The organism is Pseudomonas japonica (assembly GCF_900188455.1).
In the GTDB taxonomy this organism is placed as follows: domain Bacteria; phylum Pseudomonadota; class Gammaproteobacteria; order Pseudomonadales; family Pseudomonadaceae; genus Aquipseudomonas; species Aquipseudomonas japonica.
The window spans coordinates 217,550-230,230 of record NZ_FZOL01000004.1 but is presented as its reverse complement, the minus strand read 5'-3'; the positions used below and the strand labels follow the sequence as shown (position 1 = coordinate 230,230).

Sequence of the window (12,681 nt, the reverse complement as noted above, 5' to 3'; positions counted from 1 at the left end):
GATTTCCTCGACTGCGTGCCGCCACCCAACACCATTGTTGAATACCGCACGTAATTAGGCGGCGAATAATACCAGAGGCGGCCATCAACGCAAGTTGTCGCTCGCACCGACCGTCGTCTGCTAGGCTCGCGGGCATCTGGAATCCTCCCTACAGAGAAAACCCCGCGTGTCCGACGTCATTCTTCGCCTTGCCCTGCCCTCGCCGTTGCGGCGGCTGTTCGACTACAGGGCCACGGCGAGCATGGCCCGCCAGGCACTGACCCCAGGCATGCGCGTGCGCGTGCCGTTCGGGCGTCGCGAAATGATCGGCATCCTCGTGGAAGTGGCGCAAAGCAGCGAAGTCCCGGCGGACAAGCTGAAGCCCGCCATCGCCCTGCTCGACCCCGTCTCGCCATTGCCGCCGGCGCTGTTCCGGCTGTGCCTGTGGACCGCCCAGTATTACCAGCACAGCCTCGGCGACACCCTCAGTTGGGCGCTGCCGGTGCTGCTGCGCCAGGGCGAGCCGGCCGAGGCGCGCCAGGAACGCTTCTGGCAGGTGGCACCGAATGCCCGTTTCGACGACCCGCGCATCGCCCGCGCGCCACGTCAGCGCGAAGCCCTGACGACACTGGCGCAACACCCCCACGGCGTTGCCCATGGATTGCTGGGCAAGCTCGGCCTGAGCAAGGACAGCCTCGACCTGCTGCTGGCCAAGGAACTGGTGCAGGTGGACGTGCGCCGCCACGCGCCGCAGGCCCGCCACGAGCACTGGCTGGCCCAGCCGGAGCTGCCGCTGAACGACGAGCAACGCGCCGCTTTCCATGCCGTGCGCGCCAGCTTCGACGCGTTCCATGCCTTCCTCCTGGCCGGCGTTACCGGCAGCGGCAAGACCGAGGTCTACCTGCAACTGATCCGCGAAACCCTGGAAGCCGGAAAGCAGGCGCTGATCCTCATCCCCGAGATCAACCTCGGGCCGCAGACCCTGGCGCGTTTCGAGCAGCGCTTCAACGCCCGCATCGCCCTGCTGCATTCCGCGGTCAACGACCGCGAACGCCTGGAGGCCTGGCTCGCCGCCCGCGACGGCGAGGCCGACATCATCATCGGCACCCGTTCGGCGCTGTTCACCCCGATGAAGAATCCGGGACTGATCATCATCGATGAGGAACACGACGGCTCCTACAAGCAGCAGGAAGGCCTGCGCTACCACGCCCGCGACCTGGCCCTGGTACGCGCACGCCAGGAGGACATCCCGATCGTGCTGGGCTCGGCAACGCCCTCCCTGGAAAGTCTGCACAACGCCCACACCGGCCGCTACGGCCTGCTGCGCCTCACTCACCGTGCCGGTGCGGCCCAGGCACCGCGCTTCCTGCGCCTGGACGTGAAGAGCCGGCCCCTCGACAGCGGCATCAGCGGCCCGATGCAACAGGCCATCGGCCAGACCCTGGCGGCCGGGCAGCAGGTGCTGGTGTTCCTCAACCGTCGCGGTTTCGCCCCGACGCTGCTCTGCCACGATTGCGGCTGGCTGTCCGAGTGCCCGCGTTGCGATGCGCGGATGACCGTGCACCAGCGCTCCGGCGAGCTGCGCTGTCACCACTGCGGCCATGAAGAACGCATCCCGCGCCAATGCCCGCAGTGCAGTCATGTCGACCTGCGCCCGGTGGGCGCCGGTACCGAGCGGGCCGAGGAGCGCCTGAGCATTCTGTTCCCCGACTACCCGGTATTGCGTGTCGATCGCGACAGCACCTCGCGCAAGGACGCGATGAACCAGCTGTTCAACACCATCCAGCGCGGCCAGCCGTGCATCCTGGTCGGCACGCAGATGCTCGCCAAAGGGCACCACTTTCCGCGGGTCACCCTGGTGGCGATCCTCGATGCCGATGGCGGGCTGTTTTCCGGGGACTTCCGCGCCAGTGAGCGCATGGCGCAACTGATCGTGCAGGTCGCCGGCCGTGCCGGACGCGCCGAGGAGCCGGGCAAGGTGATCATCCAGACCCACCTGGCCGACCACCCGCTGCTGGTGCAACTGACCGAGGAAGGCTATTTCGCCTTCGCCGAGCAGGCCCTGAGCGAGCGCCGTGCCGCCGGCCTGCCGCCGTTCGCCCACCTCGCGCTGTTGCGCGCCGAGGCGCACAAGCCAGGGCAGGCGGAAGGTTTTCTCGATGAAGCCTGCTCAGCCGCCGAACGACTGCTGGCCGAACAGGGTCTGCATGGCATCGAACTGCTCGGTCCGGTCCCCGCGCCGATGGAGCGCCGGGCCGGACGCTTCCGCGCGCAACTGCTGTTGCAGGCCAGCGCGCGAGCGCCCCTGCACCGCCTTGTCAGTGCCTGGCTGCTAGTGTTGGAGGGGCTGCCGAGCGGTCGCCAGGTGCGTTGGTCCGTCGACGTGGATCCCGTGGACCTGTACTGACCCCGGCGGCAAAGGTTGGCAACCCATGCCCGGCAACGGATAATGCCCAGTTTTTCCACCTGCGCCTCGAAGCGCCACCGCGCTTGCGGTCGAAAGAGAATCCCATGAAAGACACCATTCGCCAGCTTATCCAGCAAGCCCTGACCCGACTCACCTCCGACGGTGTGCTGCCTGAAGGGCTGACGCCGGCGATCCAGGTGGAAAACGCCCGGGACAAGACCCACGGCGATTTCGCCAGCAACATCGCCATGATGCTGGCCAAGCCGGCCGGCATGAAGCCGCGCGACCTGGCCGAGAAGCTCATCGCCGCGCTGCCGGCCGATCCGCAGGTAAGCAAGGTCGAGATCGCCGGCCCCGGCTTCCTCAATTTCTTCCAGAACACCCAGGCCCTGGCCTCGCGCCTGGACGCCGCCCTGGCTGACGCCAAACTGGGCGTGCACAAGGCCGGCGCACAGCAGAAAGTGGTCATCGACCTGTCCGCGCCGAACCTGGCCAAGGAAATGCACGTCGGCCACCTGCGCTCCACCATCATCGGCGACGCCGTGGCGCGGGTGCTGGAGTTCCTCGGCGACGAGGTGATCCGGCAGAACCACGTGGGCGACTGGGGCACCCAGTTCGGCATGCTCCTGGCCTACCTGGAAGAGAACCCGATCACCAGCGACGAGCTGTCGGACCTGGAAAACTTCTACCGCGCGGCGAAGAAGCGTTTCGACGAATCCCCCGAGTTCGCCGACCGCGCCCGTGGTCTGGTGGTCAAGCTGCAGGCCGGCGATGCCGAGTGCATGACCCTGTGGACCCGCTTCAAGGACATCTCGCTGTCGCACTGCCAGAAGACCTACGAACTGCTCAACGTCAAACTGACCATGGCCGACGTGATGGGCGAAAGCGCCTACAACGACGATCTGGCCAACGTGGTCAGCGACCTCAAGGCCAAGGGTCTGCTGGTCGAGAGCAACGGCGCCCAGTGCGTGTTCCTCGAAGAGTTCAAGACCGCTGACGGCGAGCCGCTGCCGGTGATCGTGCAGAAGGCCGACGGCGGCTATCTCTACGCCACCACCGACCTGGCGGCCGTGCGCTACCGCAGCAACGTGCTGCACGCCGACCGCGCCCTGTATTTCGTCGACCAGCGCCAGGCCCTGCACTTCCAGCAGGTGTTCGAGGTGGCCCGTCGCGCCGGCTTCATCAGCCATCCGATGCAGACCGAGCACATGGGCTTCGGCACCATGAACGGCGCCGACGGCCGTCCGTTCAAGACCCGCGACGGCGGCACCGTGAAGCTGATCGACCTGCTCACCGAAGCCAAGGAACGCGCCTACACCCTGGTGAAGGAAAAGAACCCGGAGCTGCCGGAAGACGACCTGCGTGCCATCGCCAAAGTGGTCGGCATCGGCGCGGTGAAATACGCCGACCTGTCCAAGCACCGCACCAGCGACTACAGCTTCAACTTCGACCTGATGCTCAACTTCGAAGGCAACACCGCGCCTTACCTGCTCTACGCCTACACCCGCGTCGCCGGTGTGTTCCGCAAGCTGGGCAAGGACTTCAGCGAAATCGACGGTCAGATCGTTCTGCAAGCCGCGCAGGAACAGGACCTGGCTGCGCGCCTGGCGCAATTCGCCGAGATCCTCAACAACGTCGCCGAGAAAGGCACCCCGCACGTGCTGTGCAGCTACCTGTACGACGTGGCCGGCCTGTTCTCCAGCTTCTACGAGAACTGCCCGATCCTCGCCGCGGACACCCCGGAACAGCAGCAGAGCCGCCTGCGCCTGGCGGCCCTGACCGGCCGCACCCTGAAACAGGGCCTGGAACTGCTGGGCCTGGAAACCCTGGAGCGCATGTAAGTTGGCTGCCAAGAAAAAACCTGCTCCCAAGCGCGGCGCCAGCCGCAACCAGCCCGCGGCAAAACAGCCGATCCCGGGCTGGATGTGGCTGGCCGCCGGCCTGACCATCGGCGCTTTCATCGTCTTCCTGATGAAGCTGGAGCCGGGCCGGGACGAGGTGAAGCGGGAGAAGCCGGAGCAGCAGAAGGCCGAGAAGATCGCCGAAGCGAACAAGACCCCGCCCAGCCCACAGCAGCCGGTGAAGCCGAAGTACGACTTCTATACCCTGCTGCCGGAGTCGGAAGTGATCGTGCCACCGGAAGCCGTGCCGGAGAAAACCCCGCCGGTCCCGGCGCAACCTCCGGTGACCCCGGCCGAAGCGGCGAAGATCGACACCGCCCGCGCCCAGGCCGCGCTCAACGGCGAAACGCCACCGCCGGCACCACCGGTGATCAAGCCGGCCGCCACCACGCAGTTCTATCTGCAGGCCGGCTCGTTCCGCAAACAGGCGGATGCGGACAAGGTGCGCGCGCAGATCATCCTGCTGGGCCAGTCGGTTCAGGTGGAATCCGGCACGGTCAAGGAAGAGACCTGGTACCGCGTGCTGGTCGGTCCGTTCAGCAACCGCGAACAGCTGACCGTGGCGCAGAAACAGTTGGCCGGTAGCGGCTTCAACAACCTGCTGCTGCAACAGCGCCAGACCCGCCAGCAGTAAGTCCCCGCCCCACGCGAAAAGGCCCTGATCCGGATCAGGGCCTTTTTTTTCAGTAGCGTTCCTGCGCGTTCTTCATCGAAACCTGGGTGTTCAGCGTCCAGAAGTCGTACAGCACACCGATCAGGAACAGCCCGCCGGTGCACAGGTAGATCAGACCGGTGATCCACTTGCCCTGGTACATGCGGTGCACACCGAAGACACCGAGGAACGTCAGCAGCAGCCAGGCGACGCTGTAGTTGATGGGCCCCGCGTGGAAACGCAGGTCGGCTTCGCGGTCCATGGCCGGGATCAGCAGCAGGTCGATCAGCCAGCCAATGCCCAGCAGGCCGAGGGTGAAGAACCAGATGGTTCCGGTCACCGGCTTGCCGTAATAGAAGCGGTGCGCTCCGAGGAAACCGAAAATCCATAGCAGGTAACCGATGACCTTGCTGTGGGTGTCGGGCCGTGGGCCCTGTTGATAACCGTTCATTCATAGCCTCGACGGGTTAGAGAAAAATTTTCTAAGCAAAAATGTGACTTTTAGGGAACTTGCCGACAGATGACACTTTTGAGACGACCAGCGGATCAAAAATTGACCAAAAAGCTGTTATAAAGTTGCGCGCCAACACTATAAGAGCCTTGCCTAATGCATTCTTTTTTCAAGACATGGCTGACCATTTGCCTATTATTGCCCCTGGCCGCCCACGCCACCAATCGTGAGCAACGTCTTCCCAACGGCTACGTCGGATACACCGCCAGCTCCACCGCGGTCCGCTCGAACAAGAGCGCTTCCGCCAAGTCCCGTACCGGTCGCCACAGTAACAGCGCCGCGCTCAAACAGGTCGCGCAGATGCCCGCCAGCCAGAGCAGCGACGTGCTCAGCCGCGCCGTCAACCAGCTGGGCACGCCCTATCGCTGGGGCGGCAGCACGCCGGGCAAGGGTTTCGATTGCAGCGGGCTGGTGAAGTACGCCTTCAACGACATCGATGAGGTCGATCTGCCGCGCACCTCCAATGCCATGGCCAATGGCAATCATGGGGTGAAGGTTGCCCGCGGCGACCTCAAGCCGGGTGATCTGCTGTTCTTCAACATCAAGAGCCGCCGGGTCAACCACGTCGCCATCTATCTGGGCAACGACCGCTTCATCCACGCCCCGCGCCGCGGCAAGTCGGTGACCATCGACACGCTGAACAAGCCGTACTGGCAGAAGCATTACGTCGTGGCCAAGCGGGTGCTGCCGAAGGAGCAGCCACAGCTGCGCGTGGCCAAGCGTTAAGGCCTGCGTTTACCACTATCGGGGACCGCTACGCGGTCCTTCGCGGTGGTTCGGCATACCGACAAGCCACGCTCCTACGGGGGATTGCGCAAGCCGCTCCCCAAACCCCGCCAAGCGGGTAGAATGCCGCAGACTCCAAACTGCTGGCATTCTTTCCATGTCCACCATCGCAGACAACCTTTCCACCCTCGCCGGGCGCATCCACAGCGCTGCCGCGGCGAGCGGGCGCGACCCGGCGAGCATCCATCTGCTGGCCGTGAGCAAGACCAAGCCCGCCACCGCCGTGCGCGAAGCCTTCGCCGCCGGGGTGCGCGACGTCGGTGAAAACTATCTTCAGGAAGCCCTGGACAAACAGGCGCAATTGTCCGACCTGCCCTTGACCTGGCACTTCATCGGCCCCATTCAGTCGAACAAGACTCGCGCCATCGCCGAGCATTTCGACTGGGTACATTCGGTGGATCGACTGAAAATCGCACAACGCCTCTCGGAACAGCGTCCGGACCATCTGCCGCCGCTGAACCTGTGCCTGCAGGTGAATGTCAGCGGCGAAGACAGCAAGTCCGGCTGCACCGCGGAAGAGCTGCCGGCCCTGGCCCAGGCCATCAGCGCGCTGCCGAAGCTGCGCCTGCGTGGCCTGATGGCGATCCCCGAACCCACCGACGACCGCGCCGCGCAGGATGCTGCCTTCGCCCGCGTGCGCGAACTGCAGGACAACCTCGGGCTGGGCCTCGACACCCTGTCCATGGGCATGAGTCACGACCTGGAGAGCGCCATCGCCCAGGGCGCGACCTGGGTCCGCATCGGTACCGCGCTGTTCGGTGCCCGTGACTACGGCCAGGCCTGATCCATGCTTACCCTTCTTCTTCTATCAAGGACCTGACATGAGCAAGACTCGTATTGCCTTTATCGGCGCCGGCAACATGGCCGCCAGCCTGATCGGCGGCCTGCGCGCCCAGGGCCTGGAAGCCGCGCAGATCCGCGCCAGCGACCCGGGCGCCGAGCAACGCGCGAAGATCCATGCCGAACACGGCATCGCCCTGTTCGAAAGCAACGCGGAAGCCATCGAAGGCGCCGACGTGGTCGTACTGTCGGTCAAGCCGCAGGCGATGAAAGCCGTCTGCGAAGCCCTCAAGCCGAACCTGAAGCCAGGTCAGTTGGTGGTGTCCATCGCCGCCGGCATTACCTGCGCGAGCATGAACAAGTGGCTCGGCGCCCAGCCGATCGTGCGCTGCATGCCCAACACCCCGGCACTGCTGCGCCAGGGCGTCAGTGGCCTGTACGCCACCGACGAGGTCAGCGCCGAACAACGCCAGCAGGCCGAACAACTGCTGTCGGCGGTGGGCATCGCCCTGTGGCTGGACAGCGAAGCGCAACTGGACGCGGTCACCGCCGTTTCCGGCAGCGGCCCGGCGTACTTCTTCCTGCTGATCGAAGCGATGACCGCCGCTGGCGAGAAACTCGGCCTGTCCCGCGAAATCGCCTCGAAACTGACCCTGCAAACCGCCCTCGGCGCCGCGCACATGGCGACCGCCAGTGATGTCGACGCCGCCGAACTGCGCCGCCGCGTGACCTCGCCGAACGGCACCACCGAAGCGGCGATCAAATCGTTCCAGGCCGACGGCTTCGAAGCCCTGGTGGAGAAAGCACTGGGCGCCGCGGCGCATCGCTCGGCCGAGATGGCCGAACAACTGGGCAATTAAGGAGCATTCAATGATCGGACCGAGTACCGCCCTCGTTTTCATCCTGCAGACCATCGGCAGCCTCTATCTGCTGGTGATCATGCTGCGTTTCATCCTGCAACTGGTGCGCGCGGACTTCTACAACCCGCTGAGCCAGTTCGCCGTGCGCGCCACCCAGCCGCTGCTCAAGCCGATGCGCCGGGTCATTCCGAGCCTGTTCGGCCTGGACATGTCCTCGCTGCTGCTGGCGGTGATCGTGCAGATGCTGTTGATGAGCGTGATTCTGCTGCTGCTCTACGGTACCGCGGGCAACCCGGTGCAACTGCTGATCTGGTCGCTGATCGGCGTCACCGCGTTGTTCCTCAACATCTTCTTCTATGCGCTGATCGTCAGCGTGATCCTGTCGTGGGTCGCGCCGGGCAGCCACAACCCGGGCGCGGAACTGATCAATCAGATCTGCGACCCGTTCCTCGCGCCGTTCCGCCGCATCCTGCCGAACCTCGGCGGCCTGGATATCTCGCCGATCCTGGCGTTCATGGCACTGAAACTGATCGACATGCTGGTGATCAACAACCTGGCGGCCATGACCGGGATGCCGGAAGTGCTGCGTCGCCTGATCTGATCCGTGGGGCCCTGGGGACCGCTGCACGGTCCTTCGCAGGCAAGCCAGCTCCTACAGAGCGTGGTTTGCCTGCGAAGGAGCGCAAAGCGCTCCCCGGCCTTCCGATTGCTTGCCGCTTGCCCCCGCGGGTCTTTAGACTTACGCCTCTTTCACGCGTGAGCAGGGTCGATGTCCACTGTCCTTCCCGAAGATTCCGTCGGTCTGGTAACACCGCAAATCGCCCGGTTCGATGAGCCGCTGGCCCTGGCCTGCGGCCGCTCGCTGGCCTCCTACGAACTGATCTACGAAACCTACGGCACGCTCAACAGCGCGGCCAGCAACGCCGTGCTGATCTGCCACGCGCTGTCCGGCCATCACCACGCCGCCGGTTACCACAGCCCCACCGACCGCAAGCCGGGCTGGTGGGACAGCTGCATCGGCCCCGGCAAGCCGATCGACACCAATCGTTTCTTCGTGGTCAGCCTGAACAACCTCGGCGGCTGCAACGGCAGCACTGGCCCGAGCAGCCTCAACCCGGCCACCGGCAAGCCCTACGGCGCCGACTTCCCGGTGCTGACCGTGGAAGACTGGGTGCACAGCCAGGCCCGCCTGGCCGATCGTCTCGGCATCCAGACCTGGGCCGCGATCGTCGGCGGCAGCCTCGGCGGCATGCAGGCGCTGCAGTGGACCATCACCTACCCGGATCGCGTGCGCCACTGCGTGGACATCGCCTCGGCGCCCAAGCTCTCGGCGCAGAACATCGCCTTCAACGAGGTCGCCCGCCAGGCCATCCTCACCGACCCGGAATTCCACGGCGGCTCGTTCCAGGACCAGGGCGTGATCCCCAAGCGCGGCCTGATGCTGGCGCGAATGGTCGGGCACATCACCTACCTCTCCGATGACTCCATGGGCGAGAAATTCGGCCGCGAGCTGAAGAGCGACAAGCTCAACTACGACTTCCACAGCGTCGAGTTCCAGGTGGAAAGCTACCTGCGCTACCAGGGCGAGGAGTTCTCCGGGCGCTTCGACGCCAACACCTACCTGCTGATGACCAAGGCCCTGGACTACTTCGACCCGGCCGCCCGTCATGGTGGCGACCTGGCGGCGAGCCTGGCGCATGTCACCGCGGACTACTGCGTGATGTCCTTCACCACCGACTGGCGCTTCTCCCCGGCCCGCTCGCGGGAAATCGTCGACGCGCTGATCGCCGCGCGCAAGAACGTCTGCTACCTGGACATCGAATCGCCCTACGGCCACGACGCTTTCCTGATCCCGACGCCGCGCTATATCCAGGGTTTCGCCAACTACATGAACCGCATCACCTGCTGAGGACTCCATGAGAGCCGATTTGGAAATCATCCAGGACTGGATCCCCGCCGGCAGCCGCGTCCTCGACCTGGGTTGCGGTAACGGCGAACTGCTGGCCTCGCTGCGCGACACCAAGCAGGTCACCGGCTATGGCCTGGAAATCGACGCCGACAACATCGCCCAGTGCGTGGCCAAGGGCGTCAACGTCATCGAGCAGGACCTCGACAAGGGCCTGGGCAACTTCGCCAGCAACAGCTTCGACGTGGTGGTCATGACCCAGGCCCTGCAGGCCGTGGAATACCCGGACCGCATCCTCGACGAGATGCTCCGCGTCGGCCGCCAGTGCATCATCACCTTCCCCAACTTCGGCCACTGGCGCTGCCGCTGGTACCTGGCGACCAAGGGTCGCATGCCGGTTTCCGACTTCATGCCGTATACCTGGTACAACACGCCGAACATCCACTTCTGCACCTTCGAGGACTTCGAGGCGCTGTGCAGCGAACGGCGCGCCCAGGTACTCAACCGCCTGGCGGTGGACAATCGTCACCGCAACGGATGGGCCGGGCGCCTTTGGCCTAATCTTCTAGGTGAAATCGGTATCTATCGTGTCAGCAGCCCCGGCCTGCAGGAGCACAAGGTCGCGGTATAACCCGTCGTCCATCAGAGGAATGCGATCATGCGTCGTCTAGTCATGTTTCTGTTCAGCCTGTGCCTGGCCCTGCCGGTACTGGCCGCCGATGCCGCGAAACCGGAGCGCAAGGAAGTCTTCGGCGACGTGACCGTGCATTACAGCGTGTTCAACTCCACCTTCGTGCAGCCGGCCACGGCCCAGGCGGCACAGCTGGTGCGCAGCAAGAAACAGGGCGTGATCAACGTCACCGTGCTCAAGGCCGGCAAGCCAAGCGTCGCCTCGGTCAGCGGCAGCTACGCCGACCTGACCGGCCGGAAGAACTCGCTGACGTTCAAGCAGGTCCCCGACCAGGGCGCGATCTACTACCTGGCGCAGTTCCCGGTCGAGCAGCAGGAAACCCTGACCTTCTCGATCACCGTCGGCTCCGGCGACAGCAGCAACTCCTTCAGCTTCAACCAGGAAGTCTTCCCAGGCGAATGATGAATATCCAGCAACTCGTATTGGCCAGCCACAACGCCGGCAAACTCAAGGAACTGCAGGCCATGCTCGGTGACACCGTGCAACTGCGTTCCATCGGTGAATTCAGCAGCGTCGAGCCGGAAGAAACCGGCCTGTCGTTCGTCGAGAACGCCATTCTCAAGGCCCGCAACGCCGCGCGCATCTCCGGCCTGCCGGCGCTGGCCGACGACTCCGGTCTGGCCGTGGACTTCCTCGGCGGCGCGCCGGGCATCTATTCGGCGCGCTACGCCGACGGCAAGGGCGACGCGGCAAACAACGCCAAGCTGCTCGACGCCCTCAAGGATGTCCCGGAGGCCGAGCGCGGCGCGCAGTTCGTCTGCGTCCTCGCCCTGGTGCGGCACGCCGATGACCCGCTGCCGATCCTCTGCGAAGGCCTGTGGCACGGGCGCATCCTCACCGCCGCCAGCGGCGAGCACGGTTTCGGCTACGACCCGCTGTTCTGGGTCCCGGAGCGCAACTGCTCGAGCGCCGACCTGGCCCCTGTCGACAAGAACCAACTGAGTCACCGCGCCCGCGCCATGAGCCTGTTGCGTCAACGTCTGGGCCTGGCATGACCGAAAAACACCCGGCCCAGCCGCTGCATTCCGGCGAGGCTGGCTTCACCACCCAAGCACCACGGGCGGCCCTGCCACAACTGCCGCCCCTGGCGTTGTACATCCATATCCCGTGGTGCGTGCGCAAATGCCCGTACTGCGACTTCAACTCCCACACCGCCAGTGCCGAGCTGCCTGAAGAAGCCTATGTCGACGCGCTGCTGGCCGATCTCGACCAGGAGTTGCCGGCGGTCTACGGCCGGCCGATCAGCACCATCTTCTTCGGTGGCGGCACCCCGAGCCTGTTCAGCGCCAAGGCCCTGGGCCGGCTGCTGGCCGGAGTCGAGCAGCGCATCCCGTTCGCCAGCGACATCGAGATCACCCTGGAGGCCAACCCGGGTACCTTCGAGCAGGAGAAGTTCAAGGCCTACCGGCAGTTGGGGATCAATCGCCTGTCCATCGGCATCCAGAGCTTCCAGCAGAGCAAGCTGGAGGCACTGGGGCGCATCCACAACGGTGACGAAGCGGTACGCGCCGCCGGGATGGCGCGCAATGCCGGGTTCGACAACTTCAACCTCGACCTGATGCACGGCCTGCCGGATCAGTCCCTGGAGGACGCGCTGGGCGATCTGCAGCAGGCCATCGACCTCGGCCCGACGCACCTGTCCTGGTACCAGCTGACCCTGGAGCCGAACACGGTGTTCTGGAACCAGCCGCCCGAACTGCCGGAAGACGACATCCTCTGGGATATCCAGGAGGCCGGCCAGGCGCTGATGGCGCGTCACGGCTATCGCCAGTACGAAATTTCCGCCTACGCCCAACCCGGTCGGGCGGCGCGACACAATTTGAACTACTGGAGTTTCGGCGATTTTATCGGTATCGGCGCCGGTGCCCACGGCAAGCTCAGCCACCCGGACGGGCGCATCCTGCGCACCTGGAAGACCCGCTTGCCGAAGGACTACCTGAACCCGGCCAAGGCCTTCAAGGCCGGGGAAAAGCTGCTGCCGCTGGACGAGTTGCCGTTCGAGTTCCTGATGAATGCCCTGCGCCTGACCGAGGGCACAGAGGCCGAGCTGTTCACCCTGCGTACCGGACTGCCCCTGGAAAACCTGCGCGAGGCGCGACGGGAAGCCGAACAAAAGGGCCTTTTGCAAGTCGAACCGACGCGGCTGGTCGCCACGCCAAAGGGCCAGCTGTTTCTCAACGATCTGCTGCAGTACTTCTTGACCTAAGG

13 protein-coding genes are annotated in these 12,681 nt (G+C 65.0%); 12 read left to right on the top strand and 1 reads right to left on the bottom strand.

The genetic code is table 11. From position 1 onward, the window contains the following. Positions 1-166 precede the first annotated feature (166 nt). The 3 genes from CHB99_RS07395 to CHB99_RS07385 all read left to right on the top strand — a co-directional run bounded on the left by CHB99_RS07395 (position 167) and on the right by CHB99_RS07385 (position 4,921). A complete protein-coding gene (locus tag CHB99_RS07395) occupies positions 167-2,386 on the top strand; it encodes a primosomal protein N' (protein ID WP_042121207.1) in 2,220 nt (739 codons plus the stop codon). A 104-nt stretch (positions 2,387-2,490) separates the two neighbouring features. Continuing rightward, complete coding sequence (argS, locus tag CHB99_RS07390; RefSeq protein WP_042121206.1) at positions 2,491-4,227, top strand: arginine--tRNA ligase; 1,737 nt, start codon at positions 2,491-2,493, stop codon at positions 4,225-4,227. A gap of 1 nt (position 4,228) precedes the next feature. Beyond that, complete coding sequence (locus tag CHB99_RS07385; RefSeq protein WP_042121205.1) at positions 4,229-4,921, top strand: SPOR domain-containing protein; 693 nt, start codon at positions 4,229-4,231, stop codon at positions 4,919-4,921. A 49-nt stretch (positions 4,922-4,970) separates the two neighbouring features. Here CHB99_RS07385 and CHB99_RS07380 read toward each other — a convergent pair whose 3' ends face one another. Continuing rightward, positions 4,971-5,390, bottom strand: coding sequence for an NINE protein (locus tag CHB99_RS07380; RefSeq protein WP_042121203.1), 420 nt, complete (start codon positions 5,388-5,390; stop codon positions 4,971-4,973). Between the two features lie 156 nt (positions 5,391-5,546). Here CHB99_RS07380 and CHB99_RS07375 point away from each other — a divergent pair, with 156 nt between their 5' ends. The 9 genes from CHB99_RS07375 to hemW all read left to right on the top strand — a co-directional run bounded on the left by CHB99_RS07375 (position 5,547) and on the right by hemW (position 12,679). Next, positions 5,547-6,176 (top strand): C40 family peptidase, encoded by a 630-nt coding sequence (locus CHB99_RS07375; protein WP_042121202.1) that lies wholly within the window; start codon positions 5,547-5,549, stop codon positions 6,174-6,176. Positions 6,177-6,333: 157 nt separating this feature from the next. Next, positions 6,334-7,020, top strand: coding sequence for a YggS family pyridoxal phosphate-dependent enzyme (locus CHB99_RS07370; protein ID WP_042121201.1), 687 nt, complete (start codon positions 6,334-6,336; stop codon positions 7,018-7,020). A 37-nt stretch (positions 7,021-7,057) separates the two neighbouring features. Beyond that, positions 7,058-7,876, top strand: a complete 819-nt coding sequence (proC, locus tag CHB99_RS07365; RefSeq protein ID WP_042121199.1) for a pyrroline-5-carboxylate reductase — start codon at positions 7,058-7,060, stop codon at positions 7,874-7,876. 10 nt (positions 7,877-7,886) lie between these two features. Further along, positions 7,887-8,477 (top strand): YggT family protein, encoded by a 591-nt coding sequence (locus CHB99_RS07360; protein ID WP_042121198.1) that lies wholly within the window; start codon positions 7,887-7,889, stop codon positions 8,475-8,477. Between the two features lie 168 nt (positions 8,478-8,645). Further along, positions 8,646-9,785, top strand: a complete 1,140-nt coding sequence (metX, locus tag CHB99_RS07355; RefSeq protein ID WP_042121197.1) for a homoserine O-succinyltransferase MetX — start codon at positions 8,646-8,648, stop codon at positions 9,783-9,785. Positions 9,786-9,792: 7 nt separating this feature from the next. Further along, positions 9,793-10,413 carry a methionine biosynthesis protein MetW gene (gene metW / locus CHB99_RS07350; protein ID WP_042121196.1) on the top strand — a complete coding sequence of 207 codons (621 nt, stop codon included), beginning with the start codon at positions 9,793-9,795 and terminating at the stop codon, positions 10,411-10,413. A 27-nt stretch (positions 10,414-10,440) separates the two neighbouring features. Beyond that, the gene (locus tag CHB99_RS07345; RefSeq protein WP_042121195.1) at positions 10,441-10,875 is read left to right on the top strand and encodes a DUF4426 domain-containing protein; all 435 of its coding nucleotides are present in this window, start codon (positions 10,441-10,443) and stop codon (positions 10,873-10,875) included. Continuing rightward, positions 10,872-11,468, top strand: a complete 597-nt coding sequence (gene rdgB / locus CHB99_RS07340; protein ID WP_042121194.1) for an RdgB/HAM1 family non-canonical purine NTP pyrophosphatase — start codon at positions 10,872-10,874, stop codon at positions 11,466-11,468. The genes CHB99_RS07345 and rdgB overlap by 4 nt, the downstream gene beginning before the upstream one ends. After that, entirely contained in the window at positions 11,465-12,679 is a 1,215-nt protein-coding gene (gene hemW, locus CHB99_RS07335) for a radical SAM family heme chaperone HemW (protein WP_042121193.1), read from the top strand. The genes rdgB and hemW overlap by 4 nt, the downstream gene beginning before the upstream one ends. The last annotated feature ends 2 nt before the right edge of the window (positions 12,680-12,681 follow it).

Excerpts from the sequence above, each read along its gene's own strand:
- argS (WP_042121206.1), top strand. The coding sequence starts at position 2,491 with ATGAAAGACACCATTCGCCAGCTTATCCAGCAAGCCCTGACCCGACTC.
- CHB99_RS07380 (WP_042121203.1), bottom strand. The coding sequence starts at position 5,390 with ATGAACGGTTATCAACAGGGCCCACGGCCCGACACCCACAGCAAGGTC.
- CHB99_RS07375 (WP_042121202.1), top strand. The coding sequence starts at position 5,547 with ATGCATTCTTTTTTCAAGACATGGCTGACCATTTGCCTATTATTGCCC.
- CHB99_RS07370 (WP_042121201.1), top strand. The coding sequence starts at position 6,334 with ATGTCCACCATCGCAGACAACCTTTCCACCCTCGCCGGGCGCATCCAC.
- proC (WP_042121199.1), top strand. The coding sequence starts at position 7,058 with ATGAGCAAGACTCGTATTGCCTTTATCGGCGCCGGCAACATGGCCGCC.
- CHB99_RS07360 (WP_042121198.1), top strand. The coding sequence starts at position 7,887 with ATGATCGGACCGAGTACCGCCCTCGTTTTCATCCTGCAGACCATCGGC.
- metX (WP_042121197.1), top strand. The coding sequence starts at position 8,646 with ATGTCCACTGTCCTTCCCGAAGATTCCGTCGGTCTGGTAACACCGCAA.
- metW (WP_042121196.1), top strand. The coding sequence starts at position 9,793 with ATGAGAGCCGATTTGGAAATCATCCAGGACTGGATCCCCGCCGGCAGC.
- CHB99_RS07345 (WP_042121195.1), top strand. The coding sequence starts at position 10,441 with ATGCGTCGTCTAGTCATGTTTCTGTTCAGCCTGTGCCTGGCCCTGCCG.
- rdgB (WP_042121194.1), top strand. The coding sequence starts at position 10,872 with ATGATGAATATCCAGCAACTCGTATTGGCCAGCCACAACGCCGGCAAA.
- hemW (WP_042121193.1), top strand. The coding sequence starts at position 11,465 with ATGACCGAAAAACACCCGGCCCAGCCGCTGCATTCCGGCGAGGCTGGC.